Genomic DNA, 16,075 nt, shown 5'->3' with positions numbered 1-16,075 from the left:
CGACATGCCCAAGTCCCGCATCTCCCCCTTCACCCGCCGCGGAGTCATCGCGGCCGGCGGCGCCCTCGGCCTGGTCGCGGCACTCGCCGCATGCGGCGGCACCGACGAGGCGAAGGACGGTGCGGGCGACAAGGGCTCGGCGGCCTCGGGCGCCTGGTCCTTCACGGACGACCTCGGCAAGCCGGTCAGCACCAAGGCGAAGCCGAAGAACATCGTCGCCTTCACCGGCACCGCCGCCGCGCTGTACGACTACGGCATCCCGGTCAAGGGCGTGTTCGGCCCGACCAGGACCGCGGACGGCAAGCCCGACGTCCAGGCCGGCTCGATGGACATCTCGAAGGTGGAGATCCTCGGCAACGTCTACGACGAGTTCAACGTCGAGAAGTACGCGGCCCTCCAGCCCGACCTGCTGGTCACCAACACCTGGGACGGCACCTACTGGTACGTGCCGGAGGCCTCCAAGGACAAGATCCTGAAGCTGGCCCCCGCCGCCGCGATCAAGGTCGGCGGCGACGTCACCCTCGACAAGGCCCTGGAGCGCACCGCGGACCTCGCCAAGTCCCTCGGCGCCGACATGAACGCCAAGAACACCGTCGACGCCAAGGCCCGCTTCGAGGCCGCCGCCGCGAAGCTGCGCGAGGCCACCAAGGCCAACCCGGGCATCAAGGTGCTCGTCGGCTCCGGCTCCGCCGACCTGTTCTACGCCTCCACCCCGGACACCTCGGCCGACCTGAAGTACTTCAAGTCCCTCGGCGTCGAGTTCGTCACCCCGGACAAGCTGGACGAGGGCGGCTTCTTCGAGAGCCTCAGCTGGGAGAACGCCGGCAAGTACAAGGCCGACGTGGTCCTGCTCGACAACCGCACCGGCACCCTGCAGCCGGAGGAGCTGAAGGCGAAGGCCACGTGGGCCGAGCTGCCCGCCGTCAAGGCCGGCCAGATCACCCCGCGCGTGACCGAGCCGATCTACTCGTACGCCAAGTGCGCACAGATCCTCGAGGACCTCGCGAAGTCCATCCAGAACGCCAAGAAGGTCAGCTGACCCGGCCGACTCGGCTGAACCGGCCGAACACCGCTGAACCAGGACCACACCCAGGGGGGACCACCGCATGACCGCCACCGCGCCCGACACGGCCGACGCCGCAGCGGAGACCGCGCACTTCCGGTTCTTCGAGCTCGAAGTGCTGCGCACCCGCCGCCTCGGCCGTTCGTTCCTGCGCGTCACGTTCGGCGGCGCATCCCTCGCGGACTTCCGCTCGGGCGGCTTCGACCAGAGCCTCTCGCTCTTCCTGCCGCCCGACGGGCGGGAGCACACCGTGCTCCCGTCGACGGACGAGGACACCTGGTTCGGAGCCTGGCGCGGGATGCCGGACGAGGACCGTCCGGTGATGCGGTCCTACACGGTGCGCGACCAGCGCCGTACGCCCGAGGGCGTGGACGAGGTCGACATCGACTTCGTCCTGCACGGCGATGCGTCCCCCGCCTCCCGCTGGGCCGGGCGGGCGGTGACCGGCCGCCGGATCCTGGCGATCGGCCCGGCCGTCGCGGAGAACAAGTCCGTACGGTTCCAGCCGCCGCCGGCCGCCGACGCGGTCTGGATGTACGCGGACGAGACCGCCCTGCCGGCCGCGGCCGCGATCCTGGAACGGCTGACGGAAGGGATTCCGGTGCGGGCCTGGTTCGAGGTCCCGCACGAGGACGACCGGCTGCCGCTGCAGACGGCCGCGGACGCCGACATCACCTGGATCGTGCGCCGGAGCGACGGCCGCGACCGCACCGACCGGGTACTGGGCGCGCTCCGCTCCGCGGACGTGCCGGCCGCCGCAGCCCCGTACGTCTGGCTGGCGGGCGAGGCGGGCACCGTTCGCGCGACCCGGCGCCACTTCGTGCAGGAACGGTCCGTCGACCGCCGCTCGGTGCGCTTCACCGGCTACTGGCGGCTCGGCGCGAGTGAGGAACAGCTCCTGGCCGAGGCCTACGCGGGCCAGGCCCCCAGCGAGGAGCCGACCTCCGAGCTGTAGCAATTCGCGCACGTCACAGGGCATTCGAGAGATGGGCCCCGGCTTTCCGCCGGGGCCCATCTCTCTTTGTCATTGAACTTAGGTTAGGCTAACCTAAGTTCATCACCCCCACTCCCCACTCTCCCTGCCCGGAGGAAAGTTGATGCGCTCGCATCTGCTGAATGAGACGACCGCGGACCTCTACCGGCGTTCCGTCACCCAGGGAGTCGAACGCGTCGCCGCCAAACTCGCGGGCACGCAGCGGCCTCACACCGGCATATCGGTCGACGAACTCGCCCCCGTCATCAACGGGATCGACCTCGACAAGCCGCTCGACGACCCGGCCGCCGCCCTCGACGAGCTCGAGGAGGTGTACCTGCGGGACGCGGTGTACTTCCACCACCCGCGCTACCTCGGCCACCTCAACTGCCCGGTCGTCATCCCGGCGGTGCTCGGCGAGGCCGTCCTGTCGGCCGTCAACTCCTCCCTCGACACCTGGGACCAGTCCATCGGCGGCACGCTCATCGAGCGCCGCCTGATCGACTGGACCGCCCAGCGGATCGGCCTCGGCCCGGCCGCGGACGGCGTCTTCACCTCCGGCGGCAGCCAGTCCAACTTCCACGCGCTGCTCCTCGCCCGTGACGAGGCCTGCCGCATCGTCATGCAGCGGGCGATGGCGGAGGGACACGAGCTCACCAAGGCCGAACTGCTCCCGAAGCTGCGCATCTTCACCTCCGAGGCCAGCCACTTCAGCGTGAAGAAGTCGGCCGCCATGCTCGGGCTCGGCTACGAGGCCGTCATCGCCGTCCCGGTCGACCGGGCCCGCCGCATGGACACCTCGCTCCTCGCCCTGGAGCTGGAGTCCTGCGCCGCCGAGGGCCTCTTCCCCATGGCCGTCGTCGCCACCGCCGGCACCACCGACTTCGGGTCCATCGACCCGCTCCCCGAGATCGCCCAGCTGGCCGCCGAGCACTCCGCGTGGATGCACGTGGACGCCGCGTACGGCTGCGGACTGCTGGTCTCCCCCACCCGCCGGCACCTCCTCGACGGCATCGAGCACGCCGACTCGGTCACGGTCGACTACCACAAGTCCTTCTTCCAGCCGGTCAGCTCCAGCGCCATGCTGGTGCGCGACCGCGACACGCTGAAGCACGCCACGTACCACGCGGACTACCTCAACACCCGCCGGATGGCCGAGGAGCGCATCCCCAACCAGGTCGACAAGTCCATCCAGACCACGCGCCGCTTCGACGCGCTCAAGCTCTGGATGACCCTGCGCGTCATGGGCGCCGACGGAGTCGGCTCGCTCTTCGACGAGGTCGTCGACCTGGCCGCGGCGGGCTACGAGGTCATCGCCGCAGACCCGCGCTTCGAGGTCGTCGTCCGCCCGCAGATCTCCACCCTGGTCTTCCGCTACGTCCCCGAGGGCGGTGCGGACATCCGCGCCGACCTGGTCGACGAGGCCAACCTCCACGCCCGCAAGGCCCTGTTCGCCTCAGGTGAGGCCGTCGTGGCCGGCACCAAGGTGGACGGGGACCAGTACCTGAAGTTCACCCTGCTCAACCCGCAGACCACGACGGCCGACATCGAGGCCGTCCTCGACCTCCTCGCCGCCCACGCCGCGCAGTTCCTGGGAGAATCCCTTGCCGTCCACCGTTAAGCCCCACGACTTCATCGGAATCGGCCTCGGTCCCTTCAATCTGGGACTCGCCTGCCTGACCGCCCCGATCGACGAGCTCGACGGCCTCTTCATCGAGTCCAAGCCGCACTTCGAGTGGCACGCCGGAATGTTCCTGGACGGCGCGCACCTGCAGACGCCGTTCATGTCGGACCTGGTCACCCTCGCCGACCCGACCTCGCCCTTCTCCTTCCTGAACTACCTGAAGGACAAGGACCGGCTGTACTCCTTCTACATCCGGGAGAACTTCTACCCGCTGCGGGCCGAGTACAACGACTACTGCCGCTGGGCCGCCGACCGCCTCGACAACGTCCTGTACTCCACGTCCGTCACCGAGGTCACCTACGACGAGCGGGCCGGCCTCTACGAGGTCCGCACCGACCAGGGCGGGACCCACCGGGCCCGCCGCCTGGTCCTCGGCACCGGCACCCCGCCGCACCTGCCCGAGGCCTGCGCGAACCTCGGCGGGGACTTCCTCCACAACTCCTCCTACATGCAGAACAAGGCGGAGCTCCAGCGCAAGAAGTCCATCACCCTGATCGGCTCGGGCCAGAGCGCCGCCGAGATCTACCACGACCTCCTCGCGGAGATCGACACGTACGGCTACCAGCTCAACTGGGTGACCCGCTCGCCCCGCTTCTTCCCCCTCGAGTACACGAAGCTGACGCTGGAGATGACCTCCCCGGAGTACGTGGACTACTTCCACGCCCTCCCGGAGGAGACCCGCTACCGCCTGGAGACCCAGCAGAAGAACCTCTTCAAGGGCATCGACGGCGAGCTCATCAACGCCATCTTCGACCTGCTCTACCAGAAGAGGATCAGCATGCCGGGGGCCGTCCCGACCACGCTGCTCACCAACACCTCCCTCCGTTCCACGGCATACGACACCACCACGGGTACCTACACCCTGGGTCTGCGCCAGGAGGAGCAGGAGCGGGACTTCACCCTCGGCACCGAGGGACTGGTCCTGGCCACGGGCTACAGGTACCGCATCCCGGACTTCCTCGCCCCCGTCCACGACCGCCTGGTCTTCGACGGCCACGGCCGCCTGGACGCCGCCCGCAACTACAGCGTGGACACCACCGGGCGCGGGATCTACCTCCAGAACGGCACCACGCACAACCACTCCCTGACCTCGCCCGACCTGGGCATGGCCGCGTACCGCAACGCGTACATCGTCGGCGAGCTCCTCGGCCGCGAGCACTACAAGGTCGAGAAGTCCATCGCGTTCCAGCAGTTCGCAGCCCCGGAAGGCACGGCAGCATGAGCACCACCACGAACACCCTCTTCACCCGTGAGGACGCCGCCCTCGGCACGTTCTCGATCCGCCCGCTGGACCCCTTCTCGGACGCGGAGCTGCTGCACGGCTGGGTCACCCACCCCAAGGCCTCGTTCTGGATGATGCAGGACGCCTCGCTGCCGGACGTGGAGCGCGAGTACATGCGCATTTCCGCCGCCGAGCACCACCAGGCCTTCATCGGCCTCCACGAGGGCCGGCCCGCCTTCCTGATGGAGAGCTACGACCCCGCTCACCTCGAACTGGTGGGCCTGTACGACCCCCGGCCGGGCGACGTCGGCATGCACTTCCTCGTAGCCCCGACCGACACCCCCATCGCCGGCTTCACCCGCGCGGTGATCACGACGGTCATGTCGTACCTGTTCTCCGACCCCTCCACCCACCGGGTCGTGGTCGAGCCGGACGTCCGCAACACGGCGGTGCACGCCCTCAACGAGGCGGTGGGCTTCGTCCCCGACGGCCCGGTCCGCAAGCCGGAGAAGGAAGCCCTCCTCAGCTTCTGCACCCGCGCGCAGTTCGAGGCGGCCACGATATGAGCCTCGCCGACGCCGTCTCCCACCTCTCCCCGGAGCTGTGGGCCCGGGCGAACCGCGCCCTGGTCCGCAAGGCCCTCGCGGAGTTCTCCCACGAACGCCTGCTGACCCCCACCCCGCTCGGGGACTCCTGGTACTCGGTCCGCAGCGACGACTCCGCGGTGGAGTACCGCTTCCGGGCCACCCTCCACGCGCTGGACCACTGGGCGGTGGACGAGACCTCGATCACCCGCCACGGCGAGGGCACGGCACTCGAGCTCGACGCCCTCGACTTCCTCATCGAGTTCCGGCAGGCCCTGGGCCTGAGCCCCGAAGTCCTGCCGGTCTACCTGGAGGAGATCTCCTCCACCCTGGCGGGCACCGGCTTCAAGTACACGAAGCCCCAGCTCTCCTCCTCGGTCCTCGCCAAGTCCTCCTTCCAGGACATCGAGACGGGCATGACCGAGGGCCACCCCTGCTTCGTCGCCAACAACGGCCGCCTCGGCTTCGGCGTGCACGAGTACCTCGCGTACGCCCCGGAGACGGCGAGCCCGGTCCACCTGGTGTGGGTGGCGGCCCGCAAGGACGTGTCCACCTTCACGGCGGGCGAGGGCCTGGACCACGACTCGTTCATGCGCGAGGAGCTCGGCGAGGCGGCGATCGCCGGCTTCGCGGCCAAACTGACCGCCCTCGGCCTGGACCTCGCGGACTACCACCTCTTCCCCGTCCACCCCTGGCAGTGGTGGAACAAGACGACGGTCACCTTCGCGGCCGAGATCGCCAACCGCCGCCTGGTCCTGCTGGGCGAGGGCGCCGACGCCTACCTGCCGCAGCAGTCGATCCGTACGTTCTTCAACACCACGACCCCCGCCAAGCACTACGTCAAGACGGCCGTCTCGGTCCTCAACATGGGCTTCATGCGCGGCCTCTCCGCCGCGTACATGGAGGCCACCCCGGCCATCAACGACTGGCTGCACCGCCTGATCGAGGTGGATCCGGTCCTCCGGTCCGTCGACTTCTCGATCATCCGGGAGCGGGCGGCGATCGGCTACCACCACCGCCAGTACGAGCGCGCGACGGACCGCTACTCGCCGTACCGCAAGATGCTGGCCGCACTGTGGCGCGAGTCCCCGGTGAACGGGCTCCAGGACGGGGAGCGCCTCGCCACGATGGCCTCCCTCCTCCACGTGGACGCGGAGGGCAGGTCATTCGTCGGCGCGCTGATCGAGGAATCGGGCCTCACCCCCGCCGAGTGGCTGAAGCCGTACCTCCGCGCGTACCTCCTCCCCCTCCTGCACTGCTTCTACCGGTACGACCTCGCGTACATGCCGCACGGCGAGAACACCATCCTGGTCATCAGGGACGGCGTCGTGCAGCGGGCGGTCTTCAAGGACATCGCCGAGGAGATCGTGGTCATGGACCCGGACGCGGTCCTCCCGCCCGCGGTCGAGCGCATCAAGGCCGACATCCCGGAAGACATGAAGCTGCTCTCCCTCTTCACGGACGTCTTCGACTGCTTCTTCCGCTTCCTCGGCTCGATCCTCGCCTCGGAGGGCATCTGCACGGAGGACACCTTCTGGAAGGCCGTGGCCGACTGCGCCCACGACTACCAGGACTCGGTCCCGGCGCTGGCGGACCGCTTCGCCCGCTACGACCTCTTCGCTCCCGAGTTCCAGCTGTCCTGCCTGAACCGCCTCCAACTGCGCAACAACAAGCAGATGGTCGACCTGGCCGACCCGTCCGCAGCGCTCCAGCTGATCGGCACCCTCAAGAACCCCGTCGCGCCCTTCGCCCGGCGGTGACGGGGGGGGGAGCGGGCGGGAGGCCGATACGGTTCCTCGGCCTCCCGCCCGTCTCCCGCGACCGGGCCCGACTCGTCGTCCCCGCCCACGAGTCCGGCCCGGTCATCCCCCGCAGCCCCTGACTTCGCGGCGAAGCCCGCGTCGGGGCAGGTGGGTTCGGTGGCCGCGTTGCGGGCGCCGTGTAGCCTGCCCGCCTGCCGCGCACTCGTCCCAGGGGGGATCACCTTGTCCGCTCGTACCGCCGCCGTGCCCATCGGCGCCTGCCTCGCCGCTCTCGTCCTCGCGGCATGCGGGCCCGGCCAGTCGGCCACGGACGGCAAGGGCCGTGCGGCCTCCGCCGGCGACTCCTATGCCGACAAGACGCCCGAGGAGATCCGGCAGCTCGCCTACGACACCACGCGCACCGCGGATTTCAAGAAGGTCCGGGCGCGGCTGGAGGGCGACGGGGTCACCAGATCGCTCGACTTCTCCTTCGCCCGTGTGGACTGCGCGGGCACCTTCAGCGGCGAAGGCCTCGGCAGAACGGAGATCCACGCCACGCCCGAGGTCGTCCACGCCAAGCTCGACGCCGAAGCGTGGCGGGCGAGCCTCACGGGGTCGAAGGCCCAGGAGGACGCGGCGGTCGAGCGGGCCGCCGGCCGCTGGATCAGACTGACCGCCGATCAGGCCGAAGCCAAGGGCATCGGCCAGGAATGCAGGTTCTCCGACCCCACGATGCTGCTGGAGGAACAGGACCCGCAGATCACCAGGGGAGCCTCCGCCACCGTCGACGGGCAACCCGCCGTCACGCTGACGCATCGGGCGGCGGGGGGCGGCACCGTGACCGACTACGTTGCCGCGCAGGGCCGCCCCTACCTGCTGAAGCGGACCCAGACCGGTCGGCTCCGGTCCGAGATCACCTACTACGACTTCGAGACGGTCACCCAGCTCCGGCCACCCGCCGACAGCGAGACCGTCACCGCCGAGGGGCTCTGAGGATGGAACGGGGAATCCGGTGGCTGCTGTCGGCCGTGCTCCTCGCCGGCGGGCTGACCGGCTGTTCGCTGCTGTCCCCCTTCACCACCTGTGAGGGGACCGACGCGCTCATGAAGGAGCTGGAGTCGCTCCCGCTGCTCGCCTCGCCCCCGCCCGGCGCGACGCCCCCCACGAAGAGCGACGCCGCCTTCTCCGAGTGCGCGGACGACAGCGGCGACGCCTATCTGACCGCCAGTCGCAGTTACGTCTACGCCGGAACCCGCCAAGAGGTGCTCGACCACTTCCGCAAGGCGGCGGAGGCCGACGGCTGGCGGTACGAACCCAATCCGGTACCCGGCATGCGGCAGGTCGATTCGTGCTTCACGAAGGGCGGGGACGGCGAAGCGAAGGAGCTCAGGGTCCACTTCGTCACGCCGGAACGGATCGCCGAGTTCTACGGGCCGGAGGCCGGTCCCGAGTTCGCCGGCGGTGCCGGCTTCGAGATCACCGTCGGCGCGGACGTCGAGGGGGCCAGGACCAGCTGCTGGGGCCCCTGATCCCCTGGCCCGTCACCTCACCCGCCCGTCACTTCCGCCCGCCCCTCACTGCCCCCACGGCACGTCCGGCGCCCGGTAGAAGGGGATGTCCTGGGCGTCCAGCCGAGGGCCCTGCGCCGCCAGGCGGTTCCGGTACGCCTCCCAGCCGAGCGCTCCCGCCGGGGACCAGCCCAGTTCCGCCAGGCTCAGCAGCCGCGGGAAGGCCATGAACTCCCAGTCGGCCCGGGTCGCGATGGTCTCCGTCCACAGCGGGGCCTCCACGCCCAGGACCGCGGATTCCGGGACGCCGGGCAGGTAGGTGCCCGGGTTCCAGGAGTACGACTTCTTCACCGGGACGAGCCCGGCCCAGGCCAGGCCCGGCTTCGTGGTGAGGTCGTACTTCATGTCCAGGTAGAGCCGGTCCGCCGGGGACAGGATCAGCGGATGGCCCGCCGCGGCCGCCGCCACCACCCGGTCCTTCTCCGCCGCCGGCGTGCGGTCGTGGCCCCAGTACTGGAGCACCGCGCCCGGTGCCGGGCGGGCCGCGGCCAGCTGGTGCCAGGCCACCACCGTCTTGCCGTGGCGGGCCACCACCGCCTGGGCCCGGTCCATGAAGGCCGCGTAGTCGGCCGCCGGGGTGGAGTGGGCCTCGTCGCCGCCGATGTGGAGGTAGCGGCCCGGGGTGAGCTCCGCGAGCTCGCCGAGGACCTGGTCGATGAACTCGTACGTCCGCTCCTTGCCGACGCAGAGCGAGCTGAAGCCGACCTTGACGCCGGTGTAGCGCTCGGGGGCCTTCCCGTCGCAGTTGAGCTCCGGGTAGGAGGCGAGCGCCGCGTTCACGTGGCCCGGCATGTCGATCTCCGGGACCAGGTCGACGTACCGCTCCGCCGCGTAGGCGACGAGCTCCCGGTACTCGTCCTTCGTCCAGTGGCCGCCGGGGCCGCCGCCGACCTCGCTGCCGCCGCCGTACTCGGCGAGCCGTGGCCAGGAGTCGACCGCCAGGCGCCAGCCCTGGTCGTCGGTCAGGTGCACGTGCAGGGTGTTGACCTTGTACAGGGCGAGCTGGTCCACGTACCTCTTGACCTGCTCCACCGTGAAGAAGTGGCGGGCGACGTCCACCATCGCCCCCCGGTACCCGAACCGCGGCGCGTCGGTGATCTCCCCGCCCGGCACCGTCCCCGGTCCGGCCACGGGCAGCAGCTGCCGCAGCGTCTGCCCCGCGTGGAAGAGCCCCTCCGGGGTGCGGGCGGTCAGGGTGACCCCGTCCGGGCGGGACTCCAGCCGGTAGCCCTCCTCCCCCACGCCCTCGGCCCGCGCGTCGATCCGCAGCCGGATCCCGCCGCCCCCGCCCCCGTCGACCACCGGCAGCGGCAGCCCGCTCGGGCGGCGCAGCTGTCCGGCCAGGAGCTCGGCGACCCGGCGGACCTCCTCGCCCGAGCCCCACGGCGTACGGACGACCGTGCCCGGGCCGACTTCGTACCCGGGGCCCGCGGCCCGGGCGGAGACGGGGGCGGGCAGGAGCGCCTCGAAGGGGGTGAGCGCGGCCCGGCGCCCGCCTCCCGGCCTGGCGTCGTCGCCGCGGGCGGCGGTGCAGGAGGAGGCGGCGCCCACAGCGAGGAGGGCACCGAGGAAAGCGGCGAGCGTGCGTCGCGGTCGCAGGACTCTCATGGCCCAGGTATAGGCCAACTGGCCCGTCCCGGTGGGTGGAAGAATGATCGGATGGCGGAAATCATCCAGAAGGACGGTACTTGGACCTTCGACGGGGACGCGGTGCGCATCGTGCCGGGCCGCGACAAGGGGGTCTCACTGCTGCGGCAGACCCTCGGCGAGGTGCTCGTGCCGCTCCGCGCGCTCGCGGGGATCTCGTACGAGCCCGGCCGCAAGGCGGGCCGGCTGCGGCTGCGGCTGCGTGACGGCGCGGATCCGCTGCTGCAGGTGACGGGCGGGCGGCTGCCGGAGGCCTCGGACCCGTACCGGCTGACCGTGGAGGCGGACCGCACGGGGGTCGCGGAGTACTTCGTGGACGAGGTGCGCCAGGCCCTGCTGCTGGACCAGGTGGACCCGGGCCCGGCGCTCGAGTACCTGCTGCCGGGGCCCTCCGTCCCGATCACGGTGGGCGCGGGCGACGGGACCGCGGCCTTCGACGGGGACCGGGTGGCGCTGGAGTGGAACTGGACGACGGAGGAGGCCAAGCGTTCCGGCGGACCGCGTGTTCTGCGCATCGCCGATCTGCGGTCGGTGGAGTGGTCCCCGTCGAAGGGGCTGGAGAACGGCTGGCTGCGCTTCACCCTGGCGGGCGCCGGGCAGGCCCTGGCGCCCAAGTACGACCCGCACACGGTGGAGCTCTTCGGCTTCAAGAAGGACCCGCTGATGGCCCTGGTCGCGGCGGCCGTGGCGGTACGGATGCCCCACCCGGCCGCGCCGCAGGACGCCCCGCCGGACGCCCTGCCGGCGGGGGTCACGGCGATCGCTGCGCCCGCAGCGCAGAAGTCCCTCGACCCCGCCGGGTCGGCGGCCCCCGCCGAGGACCACGACGCCCTGCTGCGGCGGCTGCGCGAGCTGGGCGACCTGCACCGGTCGGGGGTGCTGACCGCGGACGAGTTCGCCTCGGCCAAGCAGGCCGTTCTGCGGCGTTTCTAGCCGATTTACAACCGGAAGTACGCATTCCCTGGTCCAGACCAGCGAGATCCTGCCCGATTTCGGGCAGGATCTTTGCGTTCATCGCTTGGAGACGCCAGTATCTACGGGTGCTCGATCGCCGCCCGTCGCATGACGACCTCGTCGAACACCTGGTGCGCAGCACCTCGCTCCAGCGGGGCGAGGCAGCCCGGGTGGTCCTCGACGTGCTCGCCTACTTCGACGAGACGACCGAGGAGTTCGTCCGCCGCCGCCACCGGGAACTGCAGTCCGGCGGAGCGGTGAACGCGGAGATCTTCGAGCGGATCGCGGCCGAACTGCCGCACCGCGCCGTGGCGCCTCCGGAGCTCTCGCTCCGGCAGCTGCGCCGCATCGTCTACGGCTGAGCCGGCCGCCGCACCTGCGGCCGCGAGCGAGTACAGGAACCGAACTTCAGGAGGGGCTAAACCGTATGTGCGGAATCGTCGGTTACATCGGCAAGCGTGACGTGGCACCGCTGCTGCTCGAAGGACTGCAGCGCCTTGAATACCGCGGGTACGACTCCGCGGGCATCGTCGTGAACAGCCCGAAGGCCGCCGCCCTCAAGGTCGTCAAGGCCAAGGGCCGCGTCCGCGAGCTGGAGTCCCGCGTCCCCAAGCGCTTCGCCGGCACCACCGGCATCGCCCACACCCGCTGGGCCACGCACGGCGCCCCGAGCGACATCAACTCGCACCCCCACCTGGACGCCGAGAACAAGGTCGCCGTCGTCCACAACGGCATCGTCGACAACGCCTCCGAGCTGCGCGCGAAGCTCGAGGCCGAGGGCGTCGTCTTCGTCTCGGAGACCGACACCGAGGTCATCGTCCACCTGATCGCCCGCTCCACGGCCGACTCCCTGGAGGGGAAGGTCCGCGAGGCCGTCAAGGCGATCGAGGGCACCTACGGCATCGCCGTCATGCACGCCGACTTCGCCGACCGCATCGTCGTGGCCCGCAACGGCTCCCCCGTGGTCCTGGGCATCGGCGAGAAGGAGATGTTCGTCGCCTCGGACGTCGCCGCCCTGGTCGCCCACACCCGCCAGATCGTCACCCTCGACGACGGCGAGATGGCCACCCTGAAGGCCGACGACTTCCGCACCTACACCACCTCCGGCGCGACCACGACCTCCACCCCGGAGACCGTGGAGTGGGAGGCCGCCTCGTACGACATGGGCGGTCACGACACCTACATGCACAAGGAGATCTCCGAGCAGCCCGACGCGGTCGACCGCGTGCTGCGCGGCCGGATCGACGACCGCTTCAACACCGTCCACCTCGGCGGCCTGAACCTGGACCCGCGCGAGGCGCGCGGCATCCGCCGGGTCAAGATCCTGGGCTGCGGCACCTCGTACCACGCCGGCCTCATCGGCGCCGGCCTCATCGAGGGCATGGCCCGCATCCCCGCGGACGCCGAGCCGGCCTCCGAGTTCCGCTACCGCAACCCGGTCGTGGACCCCGACACCCTCTACATCGCCGTCTCCCAGTCCGGTGAGACGTACGACGTGCTCGCGGCGGTGCAGGAGCTCAAGCGCAAGGGCGCCCGCGTCCTGGGCGTCGTCAACGTGGTCGGCTCGGCCATCGCCCGCGAGGCCGACGGCGGCGTGTACGTGCACGCCGGCCCCGAGGTCTGCGTCGTGTCCACCAAGTGCTTCACCAACACGGTCGTGGCCTTCGCGCTGCTCGCCGTGCACCTGGGCCGCATCCGGGACCTGTCGGTCACCGACGGCAAGCGGATCATCGAGGGCCTGCGCAAGCTGCCCGCGCAGATCCAGGAGATCCTCGAGGGCGAAGAGGACATCAAGAAGCTGGCGGCCGAGTTCGCCGAGGCCAAGTCGATGATGTTCATCGGCCGGGTGCGCGGCTACCCGGTGGCCCTGGAGGCCTCCCTGAAGCTCAAGGAGATCTCCTACATCCACGCCGAGGCCTACCCCGCCTCCGAGCTCAAGCACGGCCCGCTGGCGCTCATCGAGCCGTCGCTGCCGACGGTCGCGATCGTCCCGGACGACGACCTGCTGGAGAAGAACCGCGCGGCGCTCGAGGAGATCAAGGCCCGCAGCGGCCGGATCCTCGCGGTCGCCCACCGCGAGCAGGAGAAGGCGGACCACACCATCGTGGTCCCGAAGAACGAGGACGAGCTGGACCCGATCCTGATGGGCATCCCGCTCCAGCTGCTGGCGTACCACACGGCCCTGGCCATGGGCCGGGACATCGACAAGCCGCGCAACCTGGCGAAGTCGGTCACCGTCGAGTAGTCGCAGCCGATCCGGCGAAGAACCCCCGTGCGCACCGCGCACGGGGGTTCTTCCCTGTGGTGCCCTGTACTCCGGTTCAGCTCGCGGCGACCGCGCCCCTGCCGGCCTTGCCGACGGCCATCGGCCAGTTCGCCAGCGCCGCCGTGGCCCCGTACCAGGCCAGCAGGCCGGAGACGGCCGCGACCCAGCCGCCGGCCTTGGCCAGGCCGCCGCTGTCCGCGAAGGCGGATATCGCCAGCAGGACGAGGGCCAGGGTCAGCAGGGCGTAGACGCCCTGGCTGAACAGACCGCTCGCGGCGGCGACCGTGAGGGTCAGCGCGAGCAGCGCGAAGAGGACAAGAAACGTTCCGGCGGCTTCACCGGAAGCCGCCGCACCCGCGCCCTTGGCCCAGGTGAACCAGAAGATGCCGAGGCCCGCGAAGGCGGTGCCGTTGGATCCGTTGCCGCCGCGGTACTCCAGGAGTCCGAGGAGGAACAGGGCGACGCCGCCGACGTACATCGCGAGCGACACGGAACTGGCAGCGGTCACGCCGTCGATGACGCCGGTGTGGCCGATACCGAATGCGAGAAGGGTGAGACCCAGGGCGATGTTCCCCAGGGTCGAAGTCGAGGCCGTGCTTCCCGCAGAGACACCATTGTCCACGGCGGGCTCCCTTCGATCTGCAGTTGTTTGCTGCGTCCCAGCAGCACTTATCTACCCTTTACACGGGCACACAACCGCACAAGCGCCTTAACAGATGGTCACGAGATGACAACGCCGAGCGACCGGACCGGTCCGGTCGCCTCCGAAGACGGTCAGGGAATGACGACGACCGGTCGCTGTGCGCGCTTGGCCAGCCGGCCGGCCACGGAGCCGAAGATCCGGCCCACGATCCCCTGGGTGGATCCCACCACGATGGCGTCGGCCGAATACTCCCGGCCGACCTCCTCCAGCTCATGGCAGATGTCACCACCGCGCTCGACCAGGATCCACGGCACTTCGGCCAGATAGTCCGCGCAGGCCAGCTCCAGCCCGAGCACCTCGGTGCGGTGGTCCGGCACGTCGACGAAGACCGGGGGCTCGCAGCCAGCCCACACGGTCGTGGGCAGCCGGTTGGCCACATGGACGATGATCAGACCGGATCCGGAGCGGCGGGCCATGCCGATCGCGTAGGCCAGGGCGCGCTCACTGGAAGTGGATCCGTCGAATCCCACAACGACTCCGTGCCGGAAGGCCGGATCGCAGGCAAGGCGCGGCTGTTCCGCCGGGCGCAGCTCGGCGGCCGACGCGGGGTCGGCGAGCCGCTTGCGCTTGCGGTCCGCGGGTTCGGAGAAGTCGTGACCGGCCATGAGTGTCTCGGCGAAGAGGTCCTTGGAGGAAGCAACAGGGGAAATTGGCGACGCAGGGTGACGGAGCTCTGTCCGGGAAGCATCTTCCCAAGCCCATACCCACCAGGGTACGGCGACACTCCTGTCCTGCACAGGGCTTGCCGCCCTTGGGGAGCGTCCCAGGGAGCATGCCGGAGCGAGCGCCCCTTGGCAATGACCACTGTCCCCTACAGCCAGTGACGAGGTCGGGTCTCCGCCACCCGTGCGCGCAGTGACCGAGGCCCGCCGCGCGGCGTTGGTCATGCGTCCGACCTTCAGGTACGAGCCCGCAGGGAGTACGCCGTGTCCGGCCGTCCGGTTCACCCCGTCCAGCCCGTCCAGCCCGCTCAGCCGACCCACTCCGCCCCCTCACCCCGCCCTCCGCTTCACCCGTCCGTGCACTCCGCCGGGCGGCACCACGACGACCCCGCGGGTGACGTCGTGCGCTGGGCCGCCTTCAGCTGCCTGCTCGTCCCGGTGGTCCTCGTCGTCTACGGGACCTCGTTCGGCGGGGCCGCCGTCGCGACCCTCGGACTGATGGCCGTCACGGCCGCGTGCCGGGTGCTGCTGCGCCACTCGGAGCGGGCGGAGCGGACCGCGGCGCGGGTGCTGTCGGAGGAGTACCTTCCGCCCGCCCACCACCGCCGGCGCCCCCGAGGAGGGGCCGGCGGACGGCGCGGCTGCCGCACTTCCGAGCCCCCGGACCCGCAGGGCTGACTGATTCGCACACCCACACCCGCATGTTTTCAGCCAACTTCCCGGCAGGACCGCCCCCTTGCCGGAGTGTCCCCCCAACCCCCCTACCACCAGGGACTACAAGGTCGGCAGGACATCGAGACCCTATGTGTACTGGCCACGAGCGCACGGAACGGCCGCCGCACCGGTAGCGGAGCGGAACGCTTCCTGATCGAATGCTTTTCGCCAAGTTGAGAAGTCGACATAGCGCTGCGTGCTGAACTTGTCACGCCGACACCACGGGACGCAGTAGATTCGATCATGTATTTACGGCGGGGGATCCACGTGCAAGGCCGAGGGGAAACGTGCAG

General features: G+C 70.4%; 15 protein-coding genes. 12 read left to right on the top strand and 3 right to left on the bottom strand.

What is annotated here, in order from left to right; translation table 11 throughout:
- Positions 1 to 4: 4 nt before the first annotated feature.
- The 8 genes from ACIGFK_RS06585 (at position 5) to ACIGFK_RS06550 (ending at position 8,797) form a co-directional block, all read left to right on the top strand.
- On the top strand, positions 5 to 1,039 hold the full coding sequence (locus tag ACIGFK_RS06585; RefSeq protein ID WP_400050787.1) for an ABC transporter substrate-binding protein: 1,035 nt from the start codon (positions 5 to 7) through the stop codon (positions 1,037 to 1,039).
- Between the two features lie 67 nt (positions 1,040 to 1,106).
- Positions 1,107 to 2,018, top strand: a complete 912-nt coding sequence (locus tag ACIGFK_RS06580; RefSeq protein WP_400050785.1) for a siderophore-interacting protein — start codon at positions 1,107 to 1,109, stop codon at positions 2,016 to 2,018.
- Between the two features lie 142 nt (positions 2,019 to 2,160).
- Entirely contained in the window at positions 2,161 to 3,657 is a 1,497-nt protein-coding gene (locus tag ACIGFK_RS06575; protein WP_386472342.1) for a pyridoxal phosphate-dependent decarboxylase family protein, read from the top strand.
- Positions 3,641 to 4,942, top strand: a complete 1,302-nt coding sequence (locus ACIGFK_RS06570; protein WP_376660398.1) for a lysine N(6)-hydroxylase/L-ornithine N(5)-oxygenase family protein — start codon at positions 3,641 to 3,643, stop codon at positions 4,940 to 4,942. Before ACIGFK_RS06575 ends, ACIGFK_RS06570 begins: the two co-directional genes overlap by 17 nt.
- Complete coding sequence (locus ACIGFK_RS06565; protein WP_376660399.1) at positions 4,939 to 5,508, top strand: GNAT family N-acetyltransferase; 570 nt, start codon at positions 4,939 to 4,941, stop codon at positions 5,506 to 5,508. The genes ACIGFK_RS06570 and ACIGFK_RS06565 overlap by 4 nt, the downstream gene beginning before the upstream one ends.
- Positions 5,505 to 7,286, top strand: coding sequence for an IucA/IucC family protein (locus ACIGFK_RS06560; protein WP_376660400.1), 1,782 nt, complete (start codon positions 5,505 to 5,507; stop codon positions 7,284 to 7,286). The genes ACIGFK_RS06565 and ACIGFK_RS06560 overlap by 4 nt, the downstream gene beginning before the upstream one ends.
- Before the next feature lie 225 nt (positions 7,287 to 7,511).
- Positions 7,512 to 8,261 (top strand): hypothetical protein, encoded by a 750-nt coding sequence (locus tag ACIGFK_RS06555; RefSeq protein WP_400050782.1) that lies wholly within the window; start codon positions 7,512 to 7,514, stop codon positions 8,259 to 8,261.
- A gap of 2 nt (positions 8,262 to 8,263) precedes the next feature.
- Positions 8,264 to 8,797, top strand: coding sequence for a hypothetical protein (locus ACIGFK_RS06550; protein ID WP_400050781.1), 534 nt, complete (start codon positions 8,264 to 8,266; stop codon positions 8,795 to 8,797).
- A 45-nt stretch (positions 8,798 to 8,842) separates the two neighbouring features.
- Here ACIGFK_RS06550 and ACIGFK_RS06545 read toward each other — a convergent pair whose 3' ends face one another.
- On the bottom strand, positions 8,843 to 10,444 hold the full coding sequence (locus ACIGFK_RS06545) for a beta-N-acetylhexosaminidase (protein WP_400050779.1): 1,602 nt from the start codon (positions 10,442 to 10,444) through the stop codon (positions 8,843 to 8,845).
- A 51-nt stretch (positions 10,445 to 10,495) separates the two neighbouring features.
- Here ACIGFK_RS06545 and ACIGFK_RS06540 point away from each other — a divergent pair, with 51 nt between their 5' ends.
- From ACIGFK_RS06540 to glmS, 3 genes are all read left to right on the top strand, one after another.
- Positions 10,496 to 11,416, top strand: a complete 921-nt coding sequence (locus tag ACIGFK_RS06540; RefSeq protein ID WP_376661464.1) for a DUF4429 domain-containing protein — start codon at positions 10,496 to 10,498, stop codon at positions 11,414 to 11,416.
- A gap of 107 nt (positions 11,417 to 11,523) precedes the next feature.
- Positions 11,524 to 11,799 carry a hypothetical protein gene (locus ACIGFK_RS06535; protein WP_329385221.1) on the top strand — a complete coding sequence of 92 codons (276 nt, stop codon included), beginning with the start codon at positions 11,524 to 11,526 and terminating at the stop codon, positions 11,797 to 11,799.
- A gap of 65 nt (positions 11,800 to 11,864) precedes the next feature.
- Positions 11,865 to 13,682, top strand: coding sequence for a glutamine--fructose-6-phosphate transaminase (isomerizing) (glmS, locus tag ACIGFK_RS06530; RefSeq protein ID WP_376661465.1), 1,818 nt, complete (start codon positions 11,865 to 11,867; stop codon positions 13,680 to 13,682).
- Between the two features lie 76 nt (positions 13,683 to 13,758).
- Here glmS and ACIGFK_RS06525 read toward each other — a convergent pair whose 3' ends face one another.
- A complete protein-coding gene (locus ACIGFK_RS06525) occupies positions 13,759 to 14,325 on the bottom strand; it encodes a GPR1/FUN34/YaaH family transporter (RefSeq protein ID WP_400050777.1) in 567 nt (188 codons plus the stop codon).
- Between the two features lie 152 nt (positions 14,326 to 14,477).
- A complete protein-coding gene (locus ACIGFK_RS06520) occupies positions 14,478 to 15,011 on the bottom strand; it encodes a universal stress protein (RefSeq protein ID WP_376661467.1) in 534 nt (177 codons plus the stop codon).
- A 414-nt stretch (positions 15,012 to 15,425) separates the two neighbouring features.
- Between ACIGFK_RS06520 and ACIGFK_RS06515 the strand changes: the two genes are divergently transcribed.
- Positions 15,426 to 15,746 (top strand): hypothetical protein, encoded by a 321-nt coding sequence (locus tag ACIGFK_RS06515; RefSeq protein WP_376661468.1) that lies wholly within the window; start codon positions 15,426 to 15,428, stop codon positions 15,744 to 15,746.
- The last annotated feature ends 329 nt before the right edge of the window (positions 15,747 to 16,075 follow it).

Origin of the sequence: Streptomyces sp. NPDC085524, from assembly GCF_044541755.1 — a bacterium.
GTDB lineage: Bacteria > Actinomycetota > Actinomycetes > Streptomycetales > Streptomycetaceae > Streptomyces.
Note: the sequence above shows the minus strand (reverse complement) of the source record. Positions and strands in the feature narration are given on the sequence as shown.